At 51.5% G+C, this 26,224-nt stretch carries 23 protein-coding genes; 1 reads left to right on the top strand and 22 read right to left on the bottom strand.

The window, feature by feature from the left end:
• Positions 1 to 34: 34 nt before the first annotated feature.
• The 15 genes from LQE92_RS06970 to LQE92_RS06900 form a co-directional block, all read right to left on the bottom strand.
• On the bottom strand, positions 35 to 580 hold the full coding sequence (locus LQE92_RS06970) for an ECF transporter S component (RefSeq protein WP_231062279.1): 546 nt from the start codon (positions 578 to 580) through the stop codon (positions 35 to 37).
• A 126-nt stretch (positions 581 to 706) separates the two neighbouring features.
• A complete protein-coding gene (locus LQE92_RS06965; RefSeq protein WP_231062278.1) occupies positions 707 to 1,354 on the bottom strand; it encodes a thiamine diphosphokinase in 648 nt (215 codons plus the stop codon).
• A 21-nt stretch (positions 1,355 to 1,375) separates the two neighbouring features.
• The gene (rpe, locus tag LQE92_RS06960) at positions 1,376 to 2,041 is read right to left on the bottom strand and encodes a ribulose-phosphate 3-epimerase (protein ID WP_231062277.1); all 666 of its coding nucleotides are present in this window, start codon (positions 2,039 to 2,041) and stop codon (positions 1,376 to 1,378) included.
• Between the two features lie 20 nt (positions 2,042 to 2,061).
• The gene (rsgA, locus tag LQE92_RS06955) at positions 2,062 to 2,943 is read right to left on the bottom strand and encodes a ribosome small subunit-dependent GTPase A (RefSeq protein WP_231062276.1); all 882 of its coding nucleotides are present in this window, start codon (positions 2,941 to 2,943) and stop codon (positions 2,062 to 2,064) included.
• 1 nt (position 2,944) lies between these two features.
• Positions 2,945 to 5,104 carry a Stk1 family PASTA domain-containing Ser/Thr kinase gene (gene pknB, locus LQE92_RS06950; protein WP_231062275.1) on the bottom strand — a complete coding sequence of 720 codons (2,160 nt, stop codon included), beginning with the start codon at positions 5,102 to 5,104 and terminating at the stop codon, positions 2,945 to 2,947.
• Positions 5,098 to 5,841, bottom strand: coding sequence for a Stp1/IreP family PP2C-type Ser/Thr phosphatase (locus LQE92_RS06945; protein WP_231062274.1), 744 nt, complete (start codon positions 5,839 to 5,841; stop codon positions 5,098 to 5,100). The genes pknB and LQE92_RS06945 overlap by 7 nt, the downstream gene beginning before the upstream one ends.
• Positions 5,842 to 5,875: 34 nt before the next feature.
• A complete protein-coding gene (gene rlmN / locus LQE92_RS06940) occupies positions 5,876 to 6,913 on the bottom strand; it encodes a 23S rRNA (adenine(2503)-C(2))-methyltransferase RlmN (protein WP_231062273.1) in 1,038 nt (345 codons plus the stop codon).
• Positions 6,910 to 8,310: a 16S rRNA (cytosine(967)-C(5))-methyltransferase RsmB gene (gene rsmB, locus LQE92_RS06935; RefSeq protein WP_231062272.1), complete on the bottom strand. Its 1,401-nt coding sequence runs from the start codon at positions 8,308 to 8,310 to the stop codon at positions 6,910 to 6,912. Before rsmB ends, rlmN begins: the two co-directional genes overlap by 4 nt.
• Positions 8,303 to 9,022, bottom strand: a complete 720-nt coding sequence (locus tag LQE92_RS06930) for a zinc metallopeptidase (RefSeq protein WP_231062271.1) — start codon at positions 9,020 to 9,022, stop codon at positions 8,303 to 8,305. Before LQE92_RS06930 ends, rsmB begins: the two co-directional genes overlap by 8 nt.
• A 25-nt stretch (positions 9,023 to 9,047) precedes the next feature.
• A complete protein-coding gene (gene fmt / locus LQE92_RS06925; protein ID WP_231062270.1) occupies positions 9,048 to 9,989 on the bottom strand; it encodes a methionyl-tRNA formyltransferase in 942 nt (313 codons plus the stop codon).
• A gap of 138 nt (positions 9,990 to 10,127) precedes the next feature.
• Positions 10,128 to 10,604, bottom strand: coding sequence for a peptide deformylase (gene def, locus LQE92_RS06920; RefSeq protein WP_231062269.1), 477 nt, complete (start codon positions 10,602 to 10,604; stop codon positions 10,128 to 10,130).
• A gap of 62 nt (positions 10,605 to 10,666) precedes the next feature.
• A complete protein-coding gene (gene priA / locus LQE92_RS06915) occupies positions 10,667 to 12,916 on the bottom strand; it encodes a replication restart helicase PriA (RefSeq protein ID WP_231062268.1) in 2,250 nt (749 codons plus the stop codon).
• Positions 12,917 to 12,948: 32 nt separating this feature from the next.
• Positions 12,949 to 14,322, bottom strand: a complete 1,374-nt coding sequence (locus LQE92_RS06910) for a UDP-N-acetylmuramoyl-tripeptide--D-alanyl-D-alanine ligase (protein ID WP_231062267.1) — start codon at positions 14,320 to 14,322, stop codon at positions 12,949 to 12,951.
• A gap of 12 nt (positions 14,323 to 14,334) precedes the next feature.
• Positions 14,335 to 15,816, bottom strand: coding sequence for a UDP-N-acetylmuramoyl-L-alanyl-D-glutamate--2,6-diaminopimelate ligase (locus LQE92_RS06905; protein WP_231062266.1), 1,482 nt, complete (start codon positions 15,814 to 15,816; stop codon positions 14,335 to 14,337).
• 58 nt (positions 15,817 to 15,874) lie between these two features.
• A complete protein-coding gene (locus LQE92_RS06900; RefSeq protein WP_331001260.1) occupies positions 15,875 to 18,664 on the bottom strand; it encodes an FtsK/SpoIIIE family DNA translocase in 2,790 nt (929 codons plus the stop codon).
• Positions 18,665 to 18,930: 266 nt separating this feature from the next.
• Here LQE92_RS06900 and LQE92_RS06895 point away from each other — a divergent pair, with 266 nt between their 5' ends.
• A complete protein-coding gene (locus tag LQE92_RS06895; RefSeq protein ID WP_231062265.1) occupies positions 18,931 to 20,700 on the top strand; it encodes a Na/Pi cotransporter family protein in 1,770 nt (589 codons plus the stop codon).
• Positions 20,701 to 20,844: 144 nt separating this feature from the next.
• Here the strand turns inward: LQE92_RS06895 and LQE92_RS06890 are convergent, their stop codons facing one another.
• The 7 genes from LQE92_RS06890 to LQE92_RS06860 all read right to left on the bottom strand — a co-directional run bounded on the left by LQE92_RS06890 (position 20,845) and on the right by LQE92_RS06860 (position 26,208).
• A complete protein-coding gene (locus LQE92_RS06890; protein WP_231062264.1) occupies positions 20,845 to 22,026 on the bottom strand; it encodes a MalY/PatB family protein in 1,182 nt (393 codons plus the stop codon).
• A 38-nt stretch (positions 22,027 to 22,064) separates the two neighbouring features.
• Positions 22,065 to 22,532: a cyclophilin-like fold protein gene (locus tag LQE92_RS06885; RefSeq protein ID WP_231062263.1), complete on the bottom strand. Its 468-nt coding sequence runs from the start codon at positions 22,530 to 22,532 to the stop codon at positions 22,065 to 22,067.
• Positions 22,533 to 22,562: 30 nt separating this feature from the next.
• Positions 22,563 to 23,174, bottom strand: a complete 612-nt coding sequence (locus LQE92_RS06880; RefSeq protein ID WP_231062262.1) for a LysE family translocator — start codon at positions 23,172 to 23,174, stop codon at positions 22,563 to 22,565.
• Positions 23,175 to 23,262: 88 nt separating this feature from the next.
• Positions 23,263 to 24,093: a transporter substrate-binding domain-containing protein gene (locus LQE92_RS06875; protein ID WP_231062261.1), complete on the bottom strand. Its 831-nt coding sequence runs from the start codon at positions 24,091 to 24,093 to the stop codon at positions 23,263 to 23,265.
• A 35-nt stretch (positions 24,094 to 24,128) separates the two neighbouring features.
• Positions 24,129 to 24,905: an amino acid ABC transporter ATP-binding protein gene (locus tag LQE92_RS06870; protein WP_331001259.1), complete on the bottom strand. Its 777-nt coding sequence runs from the start codon at positions 24,903 to 24,905 to the stop codon at positions 24,129 to 24,131.
• The gene (locus LQE92_RS06865) at positions 24,886 to 25,563 is read right to left on the bottom strand and encodes an amino acid ABC transporter permease (protein WP_231062260.1); all 678 of its coding nucleotides are present in this window, start codon (positions 25,561 to 25,563) and stop codon (positions 24,886 to 24,888) included. The genes LQE92_RS06870 and LQE92_RS06865 overlap by 20 nt, the downstream gene beginning before the upstream one ends.
• A gap of 45 nt (positions 25,564 to 25,608) precedes the next feature.
• Complete coding sequence (locus LQE92_RS06860) at positions 25,609 to 26,208, bottom strand: cyclophilin-like fold protein (protein ID WP_231062259.1); 600 nt, start codon at positions 26,206 to 26,208, stop codon at positions 25,609 to 25,611.
• Positions 26,209 to 26,224 lie beyond the last annotated feature (16 nt).

Raw genomic sequence — 26,224 nt, 5'->3', positions numbered from 1 at the left:
TGCTCCTGATTCCTTATTTTCCCAATACCCTGCATTATTTTACAGGTATAAACTTCTTTACGCCTGATTTTTCCAGAGTCAGGGCGACTACATAAAATACTGCGATATTCAGGACACCCTTCAGCAGAAGCCCGGGCGCGGAAGCAATCCCCGCTGCCATGCTTCCTGACAAAATGGCTCCGCCTGCCACATATCCAAGCACCATCTCAAGAATCCCCGCTGCCACCGCAAGAGCAGTACGCACGGACAGGATCCTGAATTCTCCATCCCGGTTTCTGCATATCTTCGCGATCAAGAAACCCTGAATGCTTTTTATGACCAAGGTGGGCAGGACCCATTGGCTGTAGCCGGTCAGGAAATCTGCCATAGCCGAACCCACCCCTCCCGCAAAGATCCCTGTCTTCCACCCAAAGAATACCGAAGCCAGCAGGATACAGCTGTCTCCCAGATGTGCATATCCCAGGGGAATGGGAATCTGGATCACCATCGTAGCTACGCAGATAATGGCGGTAGCTAAAGCTGTCATGCAGATAAAAAGGGCTGTGCTTTTTCTTCCTTTTGCTTTTACTGTCTGTTCCATAATCATGTCTCCTTCTTGATCGCTATGAAATCTGTTTGATTATTCATTATCATAGCCATAATCTGGATTGTTTGGAATATCCAGTTTCTGCATTTTTTATCAGTCCAGTATCGGTTCTTTCTGTCTTCAGTCTTTTGCTTCCACGCAGATTAAAATACCCGTCTCAAAAGACAGAGTTCCCGCCTCTGCCGACAGCTCATTGCTTATGCCGAGGCTGCTGCCCTGCAAAAGTACCGCATTCTTAAGAGGATACTTAAATCCTGTGAGGGTCACTCCCGTCACCTGTTCCGTCATGGGAATGAAGGAAATATAAGTTCCGCGGAGTTCCTCTCTCCGAAAAGTCCTTCCCCTGTCCAGCAGACAGACACTGTTATGAGAATCGATTATCCGGCATGGAATCTGCCGCCGAAGCCCCTGGATCAAAACATGTAAATTACCCAGTGCATGGTCGAATCTCCGGCCCAGTGCCCCCAGAATGACGATTTCTTCCGCCCCCGGCAGATCAAGGGCATAAGAAAAAGCAAGCTCTGTATCCGTAGCATCCTTTTCCGGCCGGTGCGTCTCTAAACGGATGCCGGCTTTTTTATAAGTCTCCAGCAGGTCTCCATCCACCGTATCGAAATCCCCGATTATGAGATCTGGAGTCAGGCCGAGAAGGTCTGCGGACGCCAGACCGCCGTCTACGGCGATCACATAAGAAGAATCATATGTTTTTAAAAATCCGGCGGCAGACGCAGTATCCACGTCCCCGCCGGTTACGATCAGAATTTTCATATTCTCTCCGGAAATAGCTTCTTATTTGTTTTCAAATTCCGCGAACACATCCATAAAGGCTTTTGTATTGGCCGTGATATCCCCGGAAAATACTGCAGAGCCCCCCACGAGGACATTTGCGCCGGCTTCCACCACTTCTTTTGCATTGGAGGCCTTGATTCCTCCGTCCACCTGAATGTCGATGTCCAGTCCCCGTTCCTTCATGAGCAGCCGAAGGTCATGGACCTTTTCCAGACAATAGGGAATCAGTTTCTGTCCGCCGAATCCCGGATTCACGGTCATGATCAGCACCATATCCAGTTCATCCAGCACATAGTCAAGCGCTGAAAGGGGAGTCGCAGGATTCAGCGCCACTCCGGCTTTGACTCCCGCGGCTTTTATCTGCTGAATCACACGATCCAGGTGTCTGCAGGCTTCTGCATGTACGGTGATGATATCCGCCCCTGTCTTTGCAAACGCCTCAATATAGCGTCCGGGATCTTCTATCATCAAATGAACGTCAAATACCTTATCCGTACACTTTCGGATAGTCTCTATGACCGGCATTCCGAATGATATCTGCGGCACGAACATTCCATCCATGACATCCAGATGGATATATCCGGCACCCGCGCTTATGGTTTCCTCAATCTGCTCTCCCAGCTTTGTAAAATCCGCAGCCAGGATAGAAGGTGATAAAATTAACATGACCGACTCCTTTTCAATCGTTAGTATCGTTTTTTTGATTTCAGCTCTTCGTAGAGAAGCAGGTAATTTTCATACCGTTCTCTGCTTATGGTTCCTTCTTCAACCGATCTCTTAACCGCACAGTCCGGTTCCTTTCCATGGATGCAGCCCTGAAATCTGCAGCTGCCCTCCAGCTTTTCCATTTCCGGATAGTACCAGCGCAGCTCGCCGCATTCGAGACCCTCTATGGCCAGGGAGCTGAATCCCGGTGTATCCAAAAGGTAGGTCTCTTCCCCCACACAGAAAAGCTCCGTATGCCTGGTGGTATGTTTCCCTCTTTTGATTTTTTGACTCACTGCTCCGGTCTCCATTCTGGCCTCGGGACTCACGGCATTCATGATTGAAGATTTCCCCACCCCGGAAGGTCCGGCCATGACTGTCGTCCTCCCCTGGAGAAGCGTTCGGATCCCCTCGAGCCCTTCGCCGGTGTACGTGCTGACAGAATGGACCGGATAACCGGCCCCGCTGTAGACAGCGGCCAAACGCTCTGCCATATCGCCGCCTGACAGATCCACCTTGTTGAAGCATACGTGGCAGGGAATCTCCTGCATTCCCATCATGACCAGAAAGCGGTCCAGCAAGTTTAAATTCGGTTCCGGCTCCTTCACGGCGAATATCACAAGGGCCTGGTCCACATTGGCCGAGGCCGGGCGGATCAGGCTGTTTTTCCTGGGGAATATCTCCGTGATATTCCCCAGCTTTTCTTCCTCATTCAGGACATCCACCGCCACATCGTCTCCTACCAGAGGCTTCTTTCCCTGGCTGCGGAAAATCCCTTTTGCCTTACATTCATATACTCTGCTGTGACCGTCGTGGACATAGTAAAAGCCTGCTATTCCTTTGATGATCTTGCCCTTTGTCATATTACTGAGCCGGCTGGTCCGGAAGGTTGCCTTCGGGAGTCCCGCTGTTCTCCGTAGGATCTGTGCCAGACGGCTGTGTCGGCGCTTCCGTAGGCGCCGTAGTCGGCGCGGTGGTAGGCTCCTCCTTCGGTCCCCGGCTCACCCAGATATTCACCGTGGTCCCCGGCTTTAACTCCGTGCCTTCTGTATATTCCGCGTCGATCACCTGTCCGATCTCTTCATTGCTGTCCTTCTTTCCTATTGCTCCCAGCTTAAGGCCCGCCGCTTCCAGCTGTGCCTGCGCACCTGCCGCATCCAGACCGAGGATTCCGGGCATGGTGACCTTTTCCTCTTCCTTTTTACCCATGCTGATCACCAGATTGACCTTCGTGCCTTCCTCAACGGTACTGCCGCCCCTCACGGACTGATTCATGACCTGGCCCACATCGTATTCTTCACTATAGTCCTCGGTCACACTGCCCACCTGGAGATTGGCTCCTTCCAGAGCGGATCTGGCCTGACTCTCCGTTTTACCAAGCACATCCGGCACCTCGGTGGTCTTCGTCTCCGGTCCCTTGGACAGATATACGGTGACCTTATCTCCTATCGTACACTTGCTTCCGACGCCGGGGGTCACCTTCGCAACCTTTCCTTCTTCCACATCGTCACTGAAAATTTCATCGAATTCCGGCTCCAGGAAAGCCTCATGAAGGGCTTTCGTCGCCTGCTCCTTCGTCATGCCGATCAAATCCGTCGGAACCTGTGTCTCGGTAGTTCCCTTGCTGACCGTCAGCTTCACCACCGTATGGCGCTTCACCGACGAGCCTTCCGCGAACTCCTGTTCCATGATCTGACCTTCCTCATAGTCATTGGACTCACTGTAAGATAACTTCATCTCCAGATCCAGCTTGGCGAGCTCTTCTTCCGCCTCTGCCACGGTCTTTCCCAGCAGATTCGGCATAGGCACTTCTGTTGCATCAGACTCCGCCGTTGTTTCCTTGTTGTTCTTCTTTCCGGAAAAATCAAAGAGACCAAAGGTCTTGCCAAGGACGAACAGGGCCAGCAGCACGATGACTACTGCAACTACGATTCCCACAATGGTATACACCTTGTCGGATTTCTTTCCCTCCTCGTACTCCTCATCTTCCTCGTCATCCAGCGGAAGCATCTCGTCATCGTCATAATCCAGCTGATAACGCTCTTCCTCTTCCATATCGTCATAATCATCCAGTGGTTCCAGCATTTCCGTGTCATCCATGCCGCCGCGGCCGGCTTCGTCACGAATCTGGTTCACCTCATCCTGGCTCATCACCCGGGTGGGGCCGTCGCTGTTTATCACATTCATCCGGACAAAATCTTCGTTGGGAGTCATCAGGGCCCGCTTCAGGTCTCCGATGAGTTCCGTCACACTGCGGTACCGCAGCTCCGGCTTTTTCTGTGTACACTTTAATACGATCTTTTCCAGGCTCACAGGAATCATGGGATCATATTCCCTGGGCGGGACCATTTCCCCCTGAATGTGGAGAAGCGCCACGGAAACTGCAGAGTCTCCCTCAAAAGGCACACGTCCCGTAAGCATTTCATACATGGTAATACCCAGAGAATAGATATCGCTGCGTTCATCACAGTATCCTCCTCTGGCCTGCTCCGGCGAAATATAGTGGACGGAACCCATAGTATTAGAAGTGATGGTTTCCGTGGTTGCCGCCTTAGCGATTCCAAAATCCGTCACTTTTACCTTGCCGTCCCTGGAAATAATAATGTTCTGAGGCTTAATATCCCGGTGGACGATATGCTGCTCATGGGCCGCTTCAATTCCCTGGGCCACCTGCATCGCGATGCCGATGGTCTCTCGTATCTCCAGCTTGCCCTTTTTGGCAATATAAGTCTTAAGAGTGATCCCCTCGACTATCTCCATCACGATATAATGAAGCTCGTCTTCATCCCCCACGTCAAATACATGCACGATATTGGGATGGGACAAGCACGCCGCCGCATGGGCCTCCGTCCGAAACTTGCCGACAAAAGTCTTATCAGAATTGAATTCCTGTTTCAGGACCTTTACGGCCACATCCCGGTTCAGTTTGTGATCCTTGGCCCTGTACACGTCCGACATGCCGCCGGAACCGATCTTTTCCAGGATCTCATAACGTTCACCCAGAAACATTCCTATTCTTACCATTCTTTCACCTCGTCTACGTTCGGCCGGAACAGCACTACGGCGATATTGTCCCTGCCTCCATTGTTATTTGCCTCTTCTATCAAGTCCTCCGCAGCCGCCCTGAGGTCTTCCCGGCCCGCCACGATCTCCCGGATGGTATCGTCGGGGACCATATTGCTCAATCCATCGGAACACATGAGCACCGTATCCCCTTCTTCCAGCGTTACTTCAAAAAAATCCGCGAAGACTCCGCTTCTGGCGCCAATGGCCCTGGTAATAATATTTTTGTGCTCATGGTAGGCTTCGCTTCCCCGCTCCATCTCTCCACGCTGAATCAATTCTTCGACCAGAGAATGGTCTCTCGTGATCTGCCTGATCTCGTCTTGGATCACATAAAGCCGGCTGTCACCCACATTGGCCACACACAGGACGCTTCCCATGACACAGGCCGCCACCAAAGTGGTGCCCATGCCCGCCAGCTTCTCATCCCCGGATGCTCTTTCCAGAAGCATCCCGTTCACCTGGCGGATACTGTCATTCAGGATCGTAATTGGATTATTGCCCTCTGCGGCCTCTATCAAACGAACCAGATTATCTATGGTATATTTTGACGCAAAATCTCCTGCCTGATGCCCTCCCATTCCATCTGCTACTATAAATAAATTGGGAATATTCCCAACCGGAAAGGTCGAATAATATACCGAGTCCTGATTGATCTGTCTTTTTCTTCCCCGGTCGGTCATAGCGTAGGCCTTCATGCACTATCCTCCTTCTGCCTCAAACAGACACCTTTTAGGGCCGGTCTTCCCGGTAGCTCCGGCGCAGCTGCCCGCAGGCTCCGTTTATATCCCGTCCCATTTCTCTTCTAATAGTAACATTAATTCCACTTTTTTCAAGTATATTTTTGAAATTACGGATGGCCTCCTGTCCAGAACGCACGTATTTACGCTCTTTTATGGGATTCACCGGTATCAGGTTCACATGACAGTTTCTGTGTCCCAAAAGGGCTGCCAGCGCCTCAGCCTCCTCTTTTGTATCATTGACACCCCCCACCAGGCTATACTCGAAACTCGGCCGCCTTCCCGTTTTTTCAAAATATGCATCGCATGCAGGAAGCACCTCTTTTAAGCTGTACCGGCTGGCGATGGGCATCAGTTCCCTTCTTTTCCCATCATCCGCCGCGTGAAGAGAGAGGGCGAGGGTGATAGGCAGCTTTTCCTCCGCCAGGCGGCAGATCCTGTCCGGCAGGCCGCAGGTGGAAACTGTAATATTTCGCGCGCTCAGATGAAATCCGTGCTCATCTGTGAGAAGACGTATAAATTTCACAAAATTATCGTAATTATCCAGAGGCTCTCCGGATCCCATGACCACCACGTTTGACACCCGTTTCCCCATGAGAGTCTGCATGCGGTAGATCTGCTCCAGCATTTCCGACGGCCTCAGATCGCGCACAAGCCCGTCCAGTGTGGACGCGCAGAAGCGGCATCCCATACGGCAGCCTACCTGAGAGGAAATACATACGCTGTTACCGTGATGGTATTCCATCCAGACACTTTCAATGACATTGCCGTCATCCAGGCGGAACAGATATTTCCTGGTTCTGTCCAGTTCCGATACCAGCACCTCCACAGGCTCCAGAAGTGTCAGAAAAAACCGTTCTGAAAGCCTTTGTCTCAAAGAAAGGGACAGGTTTGTCATCTCATCAAAGCTGGCCGCCAGCTTTTCATGGAGCCAGCTGAAGATCTGGCCTGCACGGAAGGGCTTTTCCCCCATGTCCGCCAAGGCATCCTTAAGTTCTTCCAATGTAAGAGATTTTATATCCGTCTTCATCTATGTATTGATTCCTTCCTGCGGAATCGGGCGATAAAAAAACCGTCCGTCCCTTTTTCTCCCGGCAGAAGCTGCAGCTTTCCCTGTCCCGTAGTCTCAGTGAAAAACCTCTTCGGCAGGACTTCCTCCAGGCTTTCCGTGTAAAATGGATAATTCTCTGTGAACCAGTCCGCATTTTCCGCGTTCTCCGATGAGAATACCGTACAGGTGGAATACACCAGTCTCCCTCCCGGCTTCACATACTGCCAGACCACATCCAGGATCCTCCGCTGAAGCATGACCAGTTCCTTCTGGGCATCCTCTGTCATTTTATACTTAATGTCACTTTTCCTGCCGATGATCCCCAATCCTGAACAGGGCAGGTCCGCAATCACCACATCTGCCGAAGCGATCTTGTCTTTATCCAAAACGAGCGCATCCCATACCCTGGCCGACAGATTGGTCAGGCTGCTGCGTCCGATGTTTTCTTCTATAAGTCTCACTTTTTCCGCTGTCAGATCCCTGGCCTCCACATGGCCTGTCCCGTGGAGCAGGTCCGCGGCATGGAGGCTTTTCCCTCCGGGAGCCGAGCACACATCCAGAACAAAATCGCCCTCTTTTGGAGCCGCCGCCATCCCCGCCAGCATAGAGCTCACATCCTGGACCTGTAAAAAGCCCTTCGAAAAAGCGTCGACTTTCGGCAGCATATCAAAATCATAAATCTCGAGAGCCCCGGGAATACCATCAATCGTTTCTGCCCGTATCCCCTGCTCCTCCAGGCTGTTTTTTGCAGTCTCCCAGGAAATTCTGCTCAAATTGCACCGGACAGTAAGAGGCCGTTCGGACAGCCCGGCCGCCAATATCCCTTCCGCCCGTTCCTCACCGTATTCTTTCACCAGCTTTTTCGTGATCCAAACAGGTGTGGAATATTTCACTGCCGCATATGCGGGAAAATCCAGGTTTTTATCGGGAAGCATCACTTCTTCCATGCCTCTTGAAGCTGCCCGTAAAACTCCGTTCACGAAGCCCTTGAGATTACCAAATCCTTTTTTCTGAGCCAGCTTCACAGCTTCGTTGCAGGCGGCACTGTCCGGCACCGCGTCCATATACAAAATCTGATAGACCCCCATCCTGAGGATTTCCCGTATGACAGGCTTCATCTTTTCTGTCTTTATCTTAGAAAACCAGTTGATGGTATAGTCCAGCTCATACAGTCGTTCGACAACGCCTTCTGTCAGCCGCGTGAGGAATGCTCTGTCCCTCTTTTCCAGATGACTGTATTTTTCCAGCTCTTCCCGGAGCACCACATGGCTGTACTCTCCCTGTTCCAGTATCCGAAGAAGGCAGCCCAGAGAAATCGCCCTGACATTTGTGCTTCCGTCCGGCCTTTCCGGCTTCTTTTTCCCTCTGTCAGTCACGGTTCCTTCTTCCTCCGAACAGCAGTATGAGACGCAGCAGCTGAAGAATAGCGGACAAGGCTCCTGCTACATAGGTGAGAGCCGCGGCGGAAAGGACTTTTCTGGTCTGTGCCGCTTCATCCTGGTATAAAATTCCGTTTTCCTGCAGGAGCACCAGCGCCCGCCTGGAGGCATTGAACTCCACCGGCAGGGTAATGAGCTGAAATAACACCGCCAGGGAAAAGCAGAGAATCCCCAGATTCACCAATATAGAATAGCTGCCGTTTCTGGCGCCGAATATCAGTCCTGCGATGATCAGAAGCATACTGATGCTGGAGCCAAAATTGGCCACCGGTACAAAAGCAGTCCTGAGCTTTAAGGGAGAATATCCCACTTCATCCTGAATGGCATGGCCGCATTCATGAGCCGCCACTCCGATGGCTGCTACAGATGTGGAGCCATATACAGACTGTGACAGCTTAAGGGTCTTATTCCTGGGATCATAGTGATCCGTCAAATCTCCGGCCACAGACATCACCTGTACACCATAAATCCCCTGGCTGTCCAGCAGTCTCCTGGCTGCCTCCGCACCGGTCATGCCGGTCCGGCTCATCACCTTTGAATACTTGGCAAACGTGCTCTTCACCCTGGCCGATGCGATCATGCAGATGACCGCGCCGACGATCACCAAAATCCATGTAGGGTCAAAATAATAAAAACCATAATAAGGCATAGTTTTTCATCCACTCCTTGTCGTATTATTGCTTTCTTTCGAATACATCTCCCGTTTTCAGAGGATATCCCCTGAGAAATGCACCAGCGTCCATCCGTTTCTTTCCCTCTGGCTGGAGTTCTTTCACTTCCAGGAGCCCTTTTCCAGTCTGCACGGAAAAGCTCTCTTTTCCGATGGCAATGACCGTGCCGGGAACCGCTTTCTCTCCCTGCTCCGGAATCACTCCGGCCTTCCATATCTTCACCGTCCGGTCCTTCAGGCGGGTGTATGCGCTGGGCCAGGGCAGAAGTCCCCGAATCAGCCGTTCGATTGACGCCGCATCCATGTTCCAATCAATGTCTCCCAGGGATTTGGTCAGAATCTTCGCATAACAGGATTCTCCTTCCTGTGGAATCCGCACCAGGCTGCCCGCCTCCAGTTTTTTCAAAGTCTCCACGATCAAAGGACCGCCGGCTGCGCTCAGTTTGTCGTGAAGGCTGCCTCCCGTTTCTTCTTCATCAATGGGAATGATTGTTTTTAACAGCATATCGCCGGTATCCAGCCCCTCTTCCATATACATGGTCGTGATCCCCGTCTCTTTTTCGCCGTCTATGATCACCCACTGGATAGGGGCCGCTCCCCGGTATTTTGGCAGAAGAGACGCGTGGATATTGATGCACCCATACTTCGGAAGCTCCAATATTTCTTTCGGCAGGATCTGCCCGAAAGCGATTACCACGATCACACCCGGATCTATTTTTTTTAGCTGTGCCATGAATTCAGGATTTCCCTTCACTCTGGCCGGCTGATAAACCGGAATCCCATGGGAAACCGCAGCTTTTTTCACTGCCGTTATCTGCATTTCCTTCCCGCGTCCCTTCGGCTTATCCGGCTGCGTGACCACGCCTGCCACTTGATGGCCGGCGGCCACCAGCGCTTCCAGGGCCGGAACTGAAAAATCGGGAGTTCCCATAAACACTACTTTCATACGTCTGCTCCTCCAACCTCCGTCATACCCTTCCGAATTCTGTCTGTTTCCACAGACTGACGGACTGTTATACTCAGTATACTCTTATTTTTTCCAAATACCGCGATTTTCACAGTTTTTTAAGAAAAAACTTCTGATTTATTCATCTTCTTCCTCATCTGTCACATCCATCAGCTCCCCTTCAACCAAATCCACATAGAGCCTGCCTTCCAGATGGTCGCACTCATGACAGATGGCCCGGGCCAGAAGCTCCGTCCCCTTTATCAGATGCTCTTTCATATTTTCGTCCAGCGCTTTGACTGTCACTTCATTGGGCCTGGTAACGATACCTTGTTTTCCCGGAACGCTCAGGCATCCTTCCGGCCCCGACTGTTCCCCGTCTGTCTCCAGAATCACCGGATTAATGAGCACGATAGGCCCGTCACCCGCGTCGATCGTCACGATCCTTTTTAGAACCCCCACCTGCGGCGCGGCAAGACCTACTCCGTTTGCCTCATACATGGTCTCCAGCATATCTGCTATGAGCTGGCTCGTCCTCGGAGTCATCTCCTTTACTTCCTTCGCCTTTTTAGTCAGTACCTCATCACCGATTTCTCTGATCGTCCTAAGTGCCATGATCCTCTATCCTTTCTTTCCATGTTTTGTTTTCTATATTCTTCCCGTCTTCCGGTTAATATCTATTCCATATCAAACTGGTACAGAACATTTCTGTCCCATTCCATCTGCTCGATCTTTTCTTTAAGCGCCAGCAGCGGCTGCTCTTCCTCACATTTCGCGTAAAGTACATACCGGTAGCTGTCATTGATCCGTGAGACCGCAGCTTTGGCCGGCCCTATGATTTCCACAGCGTCATGCCTCTGCCCCTCCGCCTCTTCTGTCCCCGCCTTTAAAGGTCCTTCAAATTCTCCGGCCATTTCCTTCACTTTTCCGGCCATCCGCTCCGCGGCCGTTTCTTCCTTTGAAGTAAAAAGCAGCGACATCATACGGTATACCGGAGGATAGTGAAGAAGCCTCCGATAAAGAATCTCATGCCAGTAAAAGCTTTCATAGTCCTGGCTTGCCGCAGCCTCCACACTGTAATGGCTGGGAGCATAGCTCTGTATCACCACCTGACCGGGCAGCTTGTCCCGGCCCGCCCGCCCTGCTGCCTGAGTGAGCAGCTGAAAGGTCCTCTCTCCAGCCTCATATCCCCCCGAATGTAACGACAAATCTGCCGCCAGTATCCCCACCAGCGTCACATTCGGGAAGTCATGTCCTTTCACGATCATCTGGGTCCCGACCAGAATATCGGCCTTTCCGTCCGCAAAAGCGGCAAGGACCGCGTCGTGGCCTCCCTTACCTTTTGTAGTATCTGTATCCATCCGCAGGATTCTTGCCTCCGGAAACATGGAACTCACCATAGCTTCCACCTTTTGAGTCCCGGTTCCGAAGCCCGCGATATAGCGGGACCCACAGGAAGGGCAGAATTTCGGGATCTCCGTTTCATATCCACAGTAATGACATTTTAGCTTTCCGTCCCAATGCTGTGTCAGGCTCACGTCACAATGGGGACACTTAACCGCTTCCCCGCAGGAGCGGCAGGAAATGAAGCCCGCATATCCGCGCCTGTTCAAAAACAGGAGGGCCTGTTCCTTTCTTTCAAGGGTTTCCTTCAAAAGTTCCTTCAGACGCCTGCTGAAAATCGTCCGGTTCCCTGCCTTCAGTTCCTCCCTCAGATCCACGATCTCCACGGAAGGCAGCACGCTCTCTTCCTTTGCCCGGCTTCTCATCTGGAACAGAAGATATTCTCCGTTCTGCGCCTTATAATAGGAAGAAGCCGACGGAGTGGCCGATCCGAGAACCACCATGGCATCCGCCATACGGCATCGTTCTATGGCCGTTTCTATGGCATGGTATTTCGGGACTGTTTCACTTTTATACGCCGTTTCATGCTCCTCGTCTATGATGATCAGGCCCAGATTCGGAAAAGGCGTAAAAAGTGCGGACCGCGGACCGATCATAATATCGATCCTGCCTGTCCTCGCCCGTTCGAACTGGTCCGATTTCTCTCCCGCTGAAAGTCTGGAGTTGACGATGGATACCCGCTCCCCAAACTGTCTGTAAAACCGCATCACCGTCTGATAGGTAAGCGCAATCTCCGGAATCAGTACGATTGCCTGACGCCCGTTCTTTATCACATGACGGATCAGCTCCATATACACTTCTGTTTTTCCGCTCCCTGTTATGCCGTGGAGCAGACAGGTTTCCTTTTTCCCATCCCAGGAAGCGGTCATTCCGGAGACGGCCGCTCTCTGCTCCTCATTCAAAAGGAAAGTCTGTTCTTTCTTCAAAAGGCCCCGCACCGGATTCCGATAGCTCTCTTCCGTGTCCAGCCGGCAGATCCCCTGTTCCAGAAAAGGCCGGAAGGACGCCGGCGACACCCGCAGTCTCTGAGTCACCACCTCATAGGGCAGCACTTCGTCCTCCATAAGAGCCTCCAGAAACCGGACTCTTGCTTTCTGCTTTTTTTTTCTGTACACTGCCAGCAGCTCACCGCACGCTTCCTGTGAGACCGTCCTGACGAGATATTTCTTCTGGACCGGTTTCATCTTTTTCTTCATGGGAAGCACCGTTTTCAGGGCTTGAATCATCGTAGAGCCATAGTGCTCCTTCATCCATGCTGCCAGCCGGATGAGCTGCCCTTCAATGGGCATCGCATCTTCCTCCACCGTCTGTACCTGCTTTATTTTTTCCGGGTCATAATCCGGCTTTTCTGTAAATCCTATGATATAGCCATCCCGCACTGTGTTTCCACGGCCAAAGGGTATCCGTATCTTCATGCCTAAAGAGAGCTTTCCCAAAAGCTCTTCCGGGACTTCATACTGAAAAACCCTATCCACTGCCGTGTGAACGATATCGACGATGACATTGACATACTGTTTGGACATGTATTTACGATCTCTCTTTTCTCATTGGCGCCTTACTCGTCTCTCAGGGAATCAATCAGTTCACCCAGCTTCATGCTGTTTGAGCCTTTGAACAAGATCAGATCCCCGCTTCCCGCCTGTTCCTTTAAAAACGGCAGCGCATCTTCCTTCGTGCCAAAGCTTTCGATAACCGTGTTCTTTCCGCCTGCCTCAGAGACTCCCCGGCCGATTTCTGCCGCCAGTTCACCGATACAGATCAGAATATCCGGCGCGATCTCCTTTGCGTAGTACCCGACTTCATAATGAAATCTTCTGCTGTCTTCTCCGAGTTCCAGCATATTGGCCAAAACCGCGATTTTCTTTCCCTTTGTTTCCATTCCGGCAAGAACTCCAAGCGCAGCCTTCATGGAATCCGGACTGGCATTGTAGGTATCATCAATCACACGATAATCCCTCACCTTATAAATCTGCTGCCGGTTCCGGAATCCCGAAAAACCCTCCAGAGCCTCCGCTGCTTCCTCCATGGAAACACCCCAGATGGACGCGGCGGCCATGGCCGCCAGAGCATTCATCACCATGTGCTTTCCCATGACCGGCAGATGCACCCGCACCCGTTTCGCTCCGCATACAGAGGTAAAATCTGTTCCCTCACCGGTTATCACCATATCCTCTGCCCTATACTGACAGTTTTCCCCAAATCCGTAAAACATCCGATGGAAACCAATGGATTCGCCTACCGTCCGTAAAAACCTGTCGTCGCCGTTGAGGATCAGAGTCCCTCCGCTTTCCATACCAACTGTGATCTTCAGCTTTTCCCGGAAAATATTTTCCTGTGTCCCAAGCTGTTCAATATGTGCCACGCCGATATTCGTGATAATGGCGGCCAAAGGCCTTGCCATGGAAGAGAGCACTTCCATTTCTCCAAAGTCACTCATCCCCATTTCCAAAACGGCTATCTCATCCTCTTTCGTCATCTCGGTCATTGTCACCGGCAGGCCGATATCGCTGTTGAAATTTTTTGAGGTCTTAAAAATGCGGAACTTCGCCCCCAAAGCCGTGGCAGTCATTTCTCTTGTAGTCGTCTTTCCCACACTCCCGGTCACCCCCACCACCGGGATTCCCATTCGGTTTCTGTAATCCCTGCCCACCGCCTGCAGCGCTTTCAGGGTATCATCCACCTGTATCCAGGCCGCTCCGGGAAGAGGTTCCATCTTCCTGCTGGAAAGGACCAAAACTGCCCCGTTTTCAATGGCCTGCGCCAGATAATCATGAGCGTCCGAATGTTCTCCGATCAAAGGAACGAACAAATCCCGTCCCTTCATGACCCTGGAATCAATGCTTACGTTTTCCAATGGCTCGCCGGGATCCCCCGCCAGAAGCACCCCGCCTGTTGCTCTCACAATGTCACGTACTGTCGTCTGTTCCATACTTTTTCCTCATTATTTATATTTGACAAGTGCCTTTTCTGCCTCTTCTCTGTCAGAAAAATGAATCCGTTTCCCGTTGGCCTCCTGATAATCCTCATGGCCTTTTCCAATGATAGCGATGATATCGCCTTTTTTTCCATGGCTGACCGCATAGGCTATCGCTTCCCTCCGTTCCGGTATCACCACGTACCGTCCTTCCGTCTCCTGAAAGCCCTTTTCAATATCCTGAATGATGGACTCTACCGGTTCATATCTGGAATTGTCCGCCGTTATGACTGATACATCCGCCCATTTGCCGGCCGCCCGGCCCATGCCGAACCGCCTCAGCCGGGAACGGTTTCCTCCGCATCCGAACACACAAATCAAATCTCTGGGTTCATAAGCCTTCAGGGTCTCCAGCAGATTCTCCATACTGACCTCATTATGCGCGTAATCCACAATGACCCATAAGTGGTTGTTCCCGGATACTACTTCCATTCTTCCCGGCACATGGACTTCCCGCAGGGCCTTCCGCGCCGTCTCCGCGGAAATCCCCATCTGGTCCGCCGCCGCAATGGCTGCCAAACTGTTTTTCACATTGTATTCTCCCGGAAGCGGAAGAAACACACTGGCTTCTTCTTTTCCGCCCAGCTGATATTCACATCCCAGCATATGGCTGTCTTTATAAAATACCGGAGGGGAAGCCTGATAATCCGCCTCTCCCATCCCAAAAGTCACCAGCCGGCAGGTGGCTCTGGCTGTCATTTCCTTCACCCACATATCATCCCGGTTCACAATTCCCACATCGCAGCTTGTAAAAAGCCGGCTCTTTTGATACAGATAATCTTCAAAGCTTTCATGTTCTCCCGGACCGATGTGGTCCTGGGAAAGATTTGTGAATATCCCGTAGGTGAAATGCAGGCCGGCAACTCTCTCCATTTTAAATCCCTGAGAGGATACCTCCATGACCACATGGGTGCATCCCGCATTCTTCATCTCCCGCAGGATTCTCTGCAGCTCATGGGCTTCCGGCGTCGTATGAGAAAGCTCCAGTTTTTTTCCATCCACAAAAGCTCCGTTGGTGCCGATGAGTCCTGTCTTTATCCCTGCGCCGCAAAGGATCCCATGGATCATATAGGCCGTCGTCGTCTTTCCTTTCGTACCGGTGATCGCCACGGAAACCATAGAGCGCATCGGATAACCATAAAACGCGGCGGAAAGATATGAAAACGCCTTTCTGGCAGAAGCCACGAGCACCACACTGGCCATCCCGGAAATGCTCTTCTCTTCCTTTTTCGCAATTGGGTTTCCTTCCTCCATGATGACGACGGACGCTCCGGCGCCTATGGCCTGCCTGGCAAACTCGTGGCCATCCTTATGGATGCCCGGTATACATACAAACATGGTTCCCGGCCGTACCTCTCTGGAATCACAGGTAATGCCTGTTACTTCCGCCTGGGAGCTTCCTCTTATCCTGATGTAGCCGACATGTGACAGCAGACTGCTCAGTATCATCCATTTCTCCGCATAAGCATTGATCTTCCTTTATCTTATGCAGAACGCCGGCACGCCGTCAATCCAAATAGTCTTGGAACTCCTCCATGGTCATCAGGACCTTCCTGGGTTTAGTGCCCTCTTCTTCACCGACCACGCCGGCCTCGGCTAGCTGGTCCATGATTCGGGCCGCGCGGTTAAATCCCACCTTGAAAGCTCTCTGGAGCATCCCGATGGACGCTTTTTCTTTTTCTATGATGAACCGGCCGGCATCCGCAAAATAAACGTCCCGTTCATCTGTCCCGCCGGTACCGTCCGTTCCGGAAGAGGTACTGAGCCGGCTCTCGATCTCCTGGCTGTAATCCGCATCCGTATGGTCTGTCAGGTATTTCACCACTTTGGAAACTTCTTCATCGGAGACGAACGCTCCCTGCACTCTTACCGGCTTTTGATATCCGGAAGGATAAAACAGCATATCTCCCTTTCCGAGCAGCTTTTCCGCGCCGTTCATATCGATAATCGTGCGGGAATCCACGCCGGAAGATACTGAAAAGGCAATTCTCGAAGGCACATTCGCCTTTATGAGCCCGGTAATAACATTGACAGAGGGCCTCTGCGTAGCAAGCACCAGATGGATTCCGGCGGCCCTGGCCATCTGAGCCAGACGGCAGATGGCATCCTCGACCTCTCCCGGAGCTACCATCATCAGATCCGACAGCTCGTCCACGATGATGACCAGCTGCGGCAGGGGAACTGCTTCCTCTCCTTCTTCCGCATCTTCTTTTATTCTCTCGTTATATCCCTTCAAATCCCGGACGTTGAGCTCCGCGAATTTCTTATACCGGTCCGTCATCTCGGCCACTGCCCAGTTGAGGGCCCCGGCTGCTTTCTTCGGATCCGTAACTACCGGAATCATAAGATGGGGAATGCCGTTATACACACTCAGCTCTACGACTTTCGGATCGACCATGATAAGCTTTACTTCCGCCGGATCTGCTTTGTAGAGTATACTCATGATCAGAGTATTGATACATACAGACTTTCCGGAGCCGGTGGCTCCGGCGATAAGCAGATGGGGCATTCTGGCCAGGTCCGTCACCACAGTTTGTCCGCCGATATCCCGTCCCACCGCAAAGGCCAGCCTGGACGGATGCTTCTTAAATTCCTCTGATTCAATGACATCCCTCAGGAAAACCGTCATATTTTCCTGATTCGGCACTTCAATACCCACTGCTGACTTTCCAGGAATCGGCGCTTCAATGCGGACATCTGCAGCAGCCAGATTCAATTTGATGTCGTCAGTCAGGGATACGATCCTGCTCACCTTAACTCCCTGCTCCGGCGTCAACTCGTATCTAGTCACTGAAGGCCCGCAGCTTATATTGGTCACGGTGACACCCACACCGAAATTCTGCAGTGTCCTCTGCAGCTTTACCGCTGTCTCCCGAAGCTCCGCATCCCGATTCTTCATCTTTTTGCTTCCCTGCTTCAATAGGTTCATCGGCGGCTTTACATAGGGGCGGGGCGGTTTCTTTTTTGCAGCCGGCTGAACGGCCCCTGCCATCCCTTCCTGCCCTTCCGTAAAACGAACGCTACCGGAACTTCCCCTTGCACTTCCTTCTTCCCGGAAAATGGACGTTCCGGAAGACACTCTTTTTGCTGTAAGAGGATCCTCCTCTGTAGGATCACTTTCCACCTCTATGATCTTTCCATTGGCAGTGACGATCCGTTTGACATCTTCCTCAAAAGGTACCTGTACTTCCTCCGTCTCTTCCGGTCCGCCTGCTTCCGCTTGTCCTGATGTTCCCGTCATCTCAAACTGCCGGCCAAACTCCGGCTGCCTGCGGGCTGCCTCATAATCCACAGAAAGAGGATTCCCCTCCTCTGCCTCGTCCCTGTCCAGAGCCTCCAGCTCGGTCAGAGTCCGTTTCACCCTCGAAGCCTTCAACGGCTCCGCCTCTTCATCTATGTATACCGCTTCTTCCGTATCCGCACTGTCCTGCTCTACCATGCCCTGTATATGCCCAGTGAACACATCGGCGGTTTCGGGCCTTTCTTCCTTTGGATTCGGGCGCCCGTTCCGCTTCTCCGGCTGTTTCTCTTCTTTTTTCTCAGAGTCTCCTACACTGGTATCCAAAGATACTCCGCGTACCTTCTGCTCCGCCCGGTACCTTTTCCGCTCCTCTGCCTTTGCCGCATGTATCTCATGACGCCTGGCCATATCCTCCCTGGCAGAATCATATACCTTTCGGCCGCTTTTCTGGATGGGATTCAATATGGATTTTTCTGTTGCAAAGACCAGCCCGGCCGCCGCCAGCAGAATAAGAATCACATATGACCCTACCATGCCAAGCCCTGGATACAGAAGCTTGCAGCAAAGCCCTCCGAGCAGTCCGCCGCCGAATGTTTCGGCCGCCTGCGTGTAATAATCCCCAAGGGTCATGGCACTGTCAAACTCCTTCATGGCCAGCAGGGAAGTTATCCCGCAGATCACTACCAGCACGAGGAAAGAGACGATCGTCCGGAGAACTGCACGGCCGCTTCCCTTATTGGACAGCAGAAAACAAACGCACAAAAACAGATACACCGGGACTATGTAAGCGAGAATACCAAACAGCCCCCGCATGATACGATATAAAGCCTCTCCCATGCTTCCGCACCAGTGAAGATTGCTGCAGAACAAAAGAACCGCTATCGCAAGGCTGACCAAGATCACCAGCTCTTTTTTTATGGCCGGTTCCATCCTTTCTTCTTTTGTATTTCTGGAGGCACTTCTCTTCTTCGCTCCACTGGCAGTCTTTTTCGCAGGCGCACTCTTACGGCTCCCGCTCCTGCTCCCTGATGTAGTCTTTCTTTTTGTCGATGCCACAATATTTCCTCCACTTCTCTTTCTTCCCGATCTCCAGCGCCGATGTACAGCATAGATTAGGAAGCCTTCCATCCGGACAGGATACCGCATGTCTGAAATATAAGTATACCATTCCAGGGGACAGGATACAAGACCCGGCTTAATTTGAAAGGGGGACAAAATTTTCATTGACGCTTCTCTTCATTTATACTAATATGGAAATAGTGTCTTTATAGAGACTTTACAAAGATTATAGAAAAAATTTACAAAAGAAGTGGGGGATAACTTTGACTATATTTTCTGTCTTAACTCTTTGCGGGGGCATCGGCCTGTTCTTATACGGTATGAGCCTCCTCGGCACATCGCTTGAGAAAATTGCCGGCGCCGGTCTTGAACGCACTCTGGAACGCCTGACCAACAGCCGCCTGAAAGGGCTGGCATTGGGCGCCGTTGTGACCGGTGTAATCCAAAGCTCCGCGGCTACCACGGTAATGCTGGTAGGTTTTGTAAACGCTGGAATCATGAAATTTGCCCAGACCGTACCAGTCATCATGGGCGCTAATATCGGTACTACCATCACCGGACAGATTCTCCGGCTGGGCGACTTGTCCGGTTCTCAGCTGATATTCGAGCTGATCAAGCCTTCTTCCTTCGCGCCTATCGTGATCGCCATAGGTTCCTTTATGATTCTGATCACCAAGCGCAGAAAGACTCGGGACATCGCCCATCTTCTGATCGGCTTCGGCATCCTGTTCTTCGGTATGACCACCATGGAGTCCGCCCTGGCGCCGCTCAAGGATTCCAATGCTTTTCAGGAAATCTTTTTCATGTTCCGCAATCCCCTGCTGGGTGTCCTGCTGGGCGCAGTCGTCACGGCGGTCCTGCAGAGCTCTTCCGCTTCCGTCGGTATCCTGCAGGCTATTTCTTCTACCGGAACTGTCACCTTTTCCATGGCCGCTCCTATCATCATCGGTCAGAACATCGGCAAATGTATCACGGTCCTGATCGCCAGTATAGGAACAAACAAAAATGCAAAGCGTGTGGTAGTCTGTCATCTGATGATCAATATCATCGGCGCCATCCTGTTCCTGGTGGGAATTTACGGTTTCCAAAACCTTGTAGGCCTCAGCTTCTGGGAAAAATCCATGACCCGAGGCAATATCGCCGACTTCCATACTCTGTTCAACATCGCTACCAGTGTCATCCTCCTCCCATTCTGCAGCGGCCTGGTCTCTATTTCCAAAAAGATTCTGAAGGACGACGCTCCTTCCCGTGCGGATTCCAGCCTCGCTCTGTTGGATGATATTTTCTTAGACAGGCCCACCGTTGCTCTGGAACAGTGCCGCAAGGTAACGCTGAGTATGGGTGAAACCATCCAGGAAAATTATGATATGGCGGTGACTCTGCTGCACAACTTTGATGAGAAGACCTTTGAAAAGCTCAATGAAAATGAAGATTTCCTGGATAAATGTGAAACGGCTCTCGGCGAATACTTAGTCCGCATCACCTCGCAGAATATCCGGCGGGAGGACCAAAAGGAAGTGGCAGAGCTCCTGCACAGTGTCGGTGATTTCGAACGGATCGGCGACCACTGCGTCAACGTGGCGGAGGTAGGCCAGTTCAATCAGGAACAAGGCATCTACTTCTCTGAGAAAGGGCTAGAGGAGATCAGGATCGTGACAGAAGCCGTCAAACAAGTGGTGACCATCACCCTGGAGGCTTATAAAAATGACGATCTGGTAGTCGCCTACCGTGTGGAACCCCTGGAGGAAGTCATCGATGTGCTGAAGGAAGCTCTGAAGACTCACCATATTGAGCGGCTCAGCAACGGCGACTGCAGCGTACAGGCAGGAATCTCTCTGACGGAATTCCTGACCAATATGGAACGCATCTCCGACCACTGCTCCAATATCGCTCTCCACATCATCGAAAAGCTGAATTCCTCCAAGAGCTTCGACTCCCATGAATATCAGCAGCTTATGCACCGTGGACTTACCGAAGAATATAAGGCTCTCTATAAATATTACGAATCCAAATATTATGATCCCATCAAATAATATCCGGACCTGATATCCGGACTTAAGAATGACGGAAAAGGCCCCGGCAATCTGCGCGGGGCCTTTTCCTATGATGTACAAGTCAAAATAAGTTTCACCACTGTCTGAGTAAAAGATGCGGCAGTATACCATGGCCCAATTTTCTCAGCAAAGGTTAATCATATACTCCTCGTAAGCCGCAATGCCCTCCTTCAGACGTGTTAAACCGTCCATCAAAACCGCCCGCGGACAAGCGGCGTTCATCCACAGAAAATGCTCTCCGCCTGCGCCGAACTGGCCGCCTGCCGAAAGATACAAGCCTGTCCTTTCCCGGATAAATCCGGCGGCTTCCGGAATAAATCCTATTATTTTCGTACAGTCCAGCCATAGGAGATGGACAATCTCAGACGGCACGATCCTGATATCCGCAATCTCATTTTTCACATATTCTTCCGCAAGAGATTTGTTTTCATGCAGATAGACCCGGAGCTCATCCAGCCATGCCGCACCCTTTGTAAACGCGGCAACGGCGGCGGTTACTGCAAAAGAATTCGGCTCGGCCGCTTCGTCCGTGTTCAGAGCGCGCCAGACCTTATAGCGCAGTGCGTCGTTCGGGACTGCCAACGCCGCCGTCTGAAGCCCCGCCAGATTGAACGTTTTTGTCGGAGTAATACAGGTGACGCTGTTTTCGCGGCATTCCTCCGAAACCGAGACAAAGGGGATATATTGTTTTCCTGGAGAAATCAAGTCACAGAAGATTTCATCAGAGATCACTGTCACATGATGTCTCATGCAGAGTCTGCCGATTCGCAGGAGTGTGTCCCGGTCCCACACTCTGCCTGCCGGATCGTGGGGATTACAGAGAATCATCAGTGTAGTCTGGGGGTCTGCAAGCTTTTGCTCTAAATCCACAAAATCGACGCTGTATCCGTTTTCGTCGTATTTCAGCGGATTTTGAAGAACCTGCCTGCCATTGTTTACAATGGTGTCAAAGAAACTACTGCAGGCCGGCGTTTGAACCAAAATCTTTTCCGCCGGTGTCGTGAGCTTGCGTACCATGCTGGAAATGGCGGGCATAACGCCAGTACAGAATACAAGCCAATCCTTTTCCATCGAATAGTTATGCCGGTTCGCCCACCAGTCCACATATGAACGGGCCCATGTATCTGGTATGGTGTTGTATCCGAACACTCCCTGCGCGGCGTGCGCCGTGATGGCGGTCCTGATCTCCGGCGCGGTCTCAAAACCCATGTCGTCCCCCCGCATAGGCAGCTCGCTTTCGCTTACATCCCATTCCAGGGAGTTTGTATTCCGCCGGTTTACCGGCGTATCAAAATCATAAATCAAGTGTACACCTCCAAATTGATTATCATTTTTTGGCAGCTTTAGTTCACAGAAAAGGTAACGGTAACATCGCCGGTTCCGAGCGCTTCTGTCCATCCAGTCAGGTCGTCAATCTTCCCAAGGCGTGTGTAGCTCCAGGAATTGGTGCCGTAGAAGATGACAATCTGATTTCCGTTATATAAAACGATATCCCCGGATTCCGCAGTGGTCTGACTGTCGTTTTCAGGGAGACTGATTCCCAGGGAGCCCACTTTTTCAAATCCGGAATAATCGCTCATCCGGAGAACGACCGGTGCATCTTTCATAAGCTCCAAAAAAGCCTTGGCCGCCGTATTCTCTTCCAAAGCAGCAAAAAATGTGGCGTCTCCGGCCTGTACCTTCATCTGCATGGTTTCACTCTCCTCCTGTGCAGGAACAGATGCGGACTCCGGTTCATTGCCGTCCTCGCCGCACGCCGTCGAAGAAAACATCAGCAGCAGGCTGCAGGCCAGTATTATGGCTCGTCTCATTTATCTTTCCTCCAATCTGCAGTTCTCGTATTACAAAAGCAGTCTAAAAAATGATGCCGTCCCAAACAGGACAAGAATCCAGCCGAACACTTTGTTCATATATCGAAGGCTTCGACTCCCTGTTTTCTTTTTGACAGCGCAGGCTGCGGCCGACAGGGTTCCCCACCAAAGATAGGTTCCGATGAATACACCACATACAAGAGAGATTCCATCCGTTGGTTCTGCCACACCGGCTATGCCAAAATAGGAGAAAGCAAATAGAAACGTGAGGATAGCGGCAGGGTTTGCAATGCCAATGACGAAAGAGGATAAAAACATCCCTGCTTTGCCGGCCGCTTTTACCTGTGCAGCACAGATTTCACTTTTTTTGCAAATCAGCCGGAGCCCCATCATCAGAATGAGTCCGCCGCCCAGGATATTGATAATCGTCTGACGCTGTAAAAGAAAATCTGAAACCAAAGTAAAACCAAAGGCCCCGATGACGGCATAAAGACAGTCGGCCGCCGAAGAACCAAGTCCCGTCAGCAGCCCCGCCTTAAATCCAAAGCTCCATGTGCGCTGTACCGTCATAGCTCCAATGGCCCCTGCCGGCAGGCCGAACAGCAAACCGATGAGGATTCCTTTTAATAGATAACTTGCCAACTGCCTACCGTCCTTTCATATAGATTAAAGATTTTGCTTTTGCAGCATAAAGAGCAGATCATTAATATAGTACTCTCTTCGCCGCCTGTTACGAGGCCTGAGAAATATCGCTGCTAAAATACTTAACGGAGAGCTCGGACAGCGTGCCGTCCTCCGCCAGTTCTGAGAGCGCATTGTCAATAGCTTCCCGCAGTGCGGCGGTTTCCTCGCCCTTGCGCATGGGGATGCCAATCTGATTGGCTTCCTCGGTCAAAACCGCAATTTTCAAATTGGCGTCAGGGTGCGCTTTCATATAGTCGTAATAAGTGACTTCCGCATTGAGCGTGGCATCTATACGCCCGCTGAGCAGCAATTCGAAGGTCTGGTTCAAATCATCCACACCGGTGACTTCGGCTCCATAGCTTTCCGCTGTTTCTGCATAGGTGCTGGAAATCGTATTGGCCGTATTTTTGTCCCGCAAATCCTCCAGGCTCTGAATATCATTGTTCCCGCCAGAAGTTATCACCGCCGTACGGTTATAGGCATAGGGAATCGAGAAATCATATGCTTCCTGACGCTGCGGATCGATATCCACGCCGTTGACCATAATATCGTAGCGCCCGGCAGAAAGTCCCGCCAGCAGGCCGTCCCATTCGCCTTCTACAAAACTGGCTTTCACACCCAGCTTTTGTGCGATCGCCCGGCCCACCTCGACGTCATAGCCGACCAGCTCATCGTTTTCATCATGATAGGTCCAGGGCGCCCAGGTACCCTCCATGGCAATGATGATTTCACCGCGCTCCTGAATTTGGGAGAGCAGGTCTCCAGAAGAGGATTTTTGTGTGGAAGGCTCCTGTAAAGAGGACCCGCAGCCGCTCAATGCCAAAGCTCCAAATACGGCGATGACCGCAAATAACGCCGCAAAACGTCTTTTTTTCATTTACTTTATCTCCTTTTATTAAAAATTAATTTTTGTCAGCCTGCCAGATTGATACTTTGGCTGATCGTATGCAGAAATTCCTTTGTTCTCGTTTCACGTGGGCGCTCAAAAAACGTCTTGGAGTCTCCGGCTTCCACTACTTTACCCTTTTCCATGAACACCGCCTTGTTGGATACAGTTCCCGCAAAACCCATTTCATGTGTCACTATCAGCATGGTCATTCCTTCGTCTGCCAGCTGCCGCATGACCGAGAGCACCTCGCCTGTCAGCTCCGGATCCAGAGCGGATGTCGGCTCATCAAAATAGATGATCTCCGGTTCGGCTGCCAGCGCTCTTGCGATGGCTACCCGCTGCTGCTGTCCTCCCGAAAGCTGGCTGGGATAGTAGTCATACCGGTCCGACAGACCTACCTTATCCAGCGCGCGCCGTCCAGTCTCCACGGCCCTCGCCTTGGACACCTTTCGCGCTACGATCAACCCTTCTGTCACATTTTCAATAGCTGTCTTATTGTAAAAGAGGTTATAATTTTGAAAAACAAACGCGGTTTTTTTACGCAGCCTGGCGATATCCTTTTTTGATATGCGTCCAAGTTCAAAGCGTTCTCCGTCGAACACCATCGTACCCGCATCTGCCGTTTCAAGAAAATTCATACATCTAAGCAGTGTGGTTTTGCCCGAGCCGCTGGGGCCTAAAATCGCCACCACGTCTCCCCGATTCACCTGAACATCTACGCCGGCAAGAACCTGAGTACCGTCAAATGATTTTTGTATATCCATGATTTCCAGCATTGTATCAGCCTCCTTGTTTTCCATGGACGTTCAGTCTCCTTTCTCCCGCGCGCTGCAGTTTGGTCAGCACCGTAGAGAAAAGCAGATAGATAAGCCCTACTTCGATATAGAGCGCAAGCGGTTCATAGGTTCTGGCCACAATGCGCTGTGTCACCATAAACATTTCCGTCACCGTGATATTGGCGGCAAGAGAGGTGTCTTTAACCATGGCAATAAGGGAATTGGATAGGGGCGGAAACGCCGTTCGCATAGCCTGAGGCAGGACGATCCGCCGCATGGTCTGCATATAGGACATCCCGCTGCAGTACCCGGCCTCAAGCTGCCCTGCCGGTACGGATTCCAGTGCAGCCCGAATAGTCTCCGCACAATAGGCCCCCTCATTGATGGAAAATACGATCACCGCTGCCGGAAACGGATCGATAACCACGCCTAAATTCGGAAGCCCATAGAAGATAACAAAGAGCTGCACCAATAACGGCGTGCCGCGAATGACCCATATATAAAACCTTGCCGCCTGTTTGAATCCCCTGACATCTGCAAATTGTACCAGCGCGGCGGCAACGGCGATGACAAGCGCAAGGGCAAAGGAAATTACCGTCAGTGGAATCGTCATAGTGAGACCCGGCACAATGATTTTCCCGAAAGAATCAATCAGGATGTTCCACAGTCTTTCGTTAACCACGACTTTGTATTTCCTCCCTTCTCTGTAATGCGTCCTGTATCCGCTTTATTCTCCGGCGCTGATCAAAACGATCTTGTTGCCCCATTCTTCAAGTACAGGATTGTCGGCTACAGCGCTGCGAAACTCCTCGGAATCATCAAAGTAACCTACCGGAGTGTATTCCCCGGAAACCTCCGCATCCCCATAGAACAGGACAATACGATTGGGCTCTGAATAATAAACGGCTCCGGCCGGCTCTGCTGTCACGCTCTCCGGATTCTCTGGGATCTCATAGCGGCTGGGGATGTCGTAATACTGCATGACCTCCCAGTTGTCGTAACCCTCATAGTTGTAAATGGGCAGCTGCCAGTCAGCCGTGCCCACATGACGGGCGATAGCTGCGGCTGTATCGTTATCGTACAGATGCATGATAAAAGTCGGTCCGCTGCCGCCGAAGCTCACATACAATTCTGTCTGTGCCGCTCCGTCCTGCGCGGGAGTATTCTGGCTGCCACCGACATTTCCGAAGTCGGAAATCAGGCCGGTTCTGTCGTCCACACTCTCATCTTTTCTTTCATTTGACCGGCCGCAGCCGGCCATCATTACCGCAAGTAAAGTGGTCAAAGCAAAGAGGAGCACCAATCTTTTCAGCCTGTTCTTTGTCATAGCCGTTCCTTTCCTG

This window comes from Lientehia hominis (assembly GCF_021044755.1).
Classification (GTDB): Bacteria; Bacillota; Clostridia; order Lachnospirales; family Lachnospiraceae; genus Lientehia; species Lientehia hominis.
The sequence above is the reverse complement of the archived record's forward strand: the minus strand, read 5'-3'. Positions and strand labels throughout refer to the sequence as shown.

Bases quoted from the DNA above. Each gene is read 5' to 3' on its own strand.
- LQE92_RS06970 (WP_231062279.1), bottom strand. From the start codon at position 580: ATGGAACAGACAGTAAAAGCAAAAGGAAGAAAAAGCACAGCCCTTTTT.
- LQE92_RS06965 (WP_231062278.1), bottom strand. From the start codon at position 1,354: ATGAAAATTCTGATCGTAACCGGCGGGGACGTGGATACTGCGTCTGCC.
- rpe (WP_231062277.1), bottom strand. From the start codon at position 2,041: ATGTTAATTTTATCACCTTCTATCCTGGCTGCGGATTTTACAAAGCTG.
- rsgA (WP_231062276.1), bottom strand. From the start codon at position 2,943: ATGACAAAGGGCAAGATCATCAAAGGAATAGCAGGCTTTTACTATGTC.
- pknB (WP_231062275.1), bottom strand. From the start codon at position 5,104: ATGGTAAGAATAGGAATGTTTCTGGGTGAACGTTATGAGATCCTGGAA.
- LQE92_RS06945 (WP_231062274.1), bottom strand. From the start codon at position 5,841: ATGAAGGCCTACGCTATGACCGACCGGGGAAGAAAAAGACAGATCAAT.
- rlmN (WP_231062273.1), bottom strand. From the start codon at position 6,913: ATGAAGACGGATATAAAATCTCTTACATTGGAAGAACTTAAGGATGCC.
- LQE92_RS06930 (WP_231062271.1), bottom strand. From the start codon at position 9,022: ATGCCTTATTATGGTTTTTATTATTTTGACCCTACATGGATTTTGGTG.
- fmt (WP_231062270.1), bottom strand. From the start codon at position 9,989: ATGAAAGTAGTGTTTATGGGAACTCCCGATTTTTCAGTTCCGGCCCTG.
- def (WP_231062269.1), bottom strand. From the start codon at position 10,604: ATGGCACTTAGGACGATCAGAGAAATCGGTGATGAGGTACTGACTAAA.
- priA (WP_231062268.1), bottom strand. From the start codon at position 12,916: ATGTCCAAACAGTATGTCAATGTCATCGTCGATATCGTTCACACGGCA.
- LQE92_RS06910 (WP_231062267.1), bottom strand. From the start codon at position 14,322: ATGGAACAGACGACAGTACGTGACATTGTGAGAGCAACAGGCGGGGTG.
- LQE92_RS06905 (WP_231062266.1), bottom strand. From the start codon at position 15,816: ATGATACTGAGCAGTCTGCTGTCACATGTCGGCTACATCAGGATAAGA.
- LQE92_RS06885 (WP_231062263.1), bottom strand. From the start codon at position 22,532: ATGAGACGAGCCATAATACTGGCCTGCAGCCTGCTGCTGATGTTTTCT.
- LQE92_RS06875 (WP_231062261.1), bottom strand. From the start codon at position 24,093: ATGAAAAAAAGACGTTTTGCGGCGTTATTTGCGGTCATCGCCGTATTT.
- LQE92_RS06870 (WP_331001259.1), bottom strand. From the start codon at position 24,905: ATGGAAAACAAGGAGGCTGATACAATGCTGGAAATCATGGATATACAA.
- LQE92_RS06860 (WP_231062259.1), bottom strand. From the start codon at position 26,208: ATGACAAAGAACAGGCTGAAAAGATTGGTGCTCCTCTTTGCTTTGACC.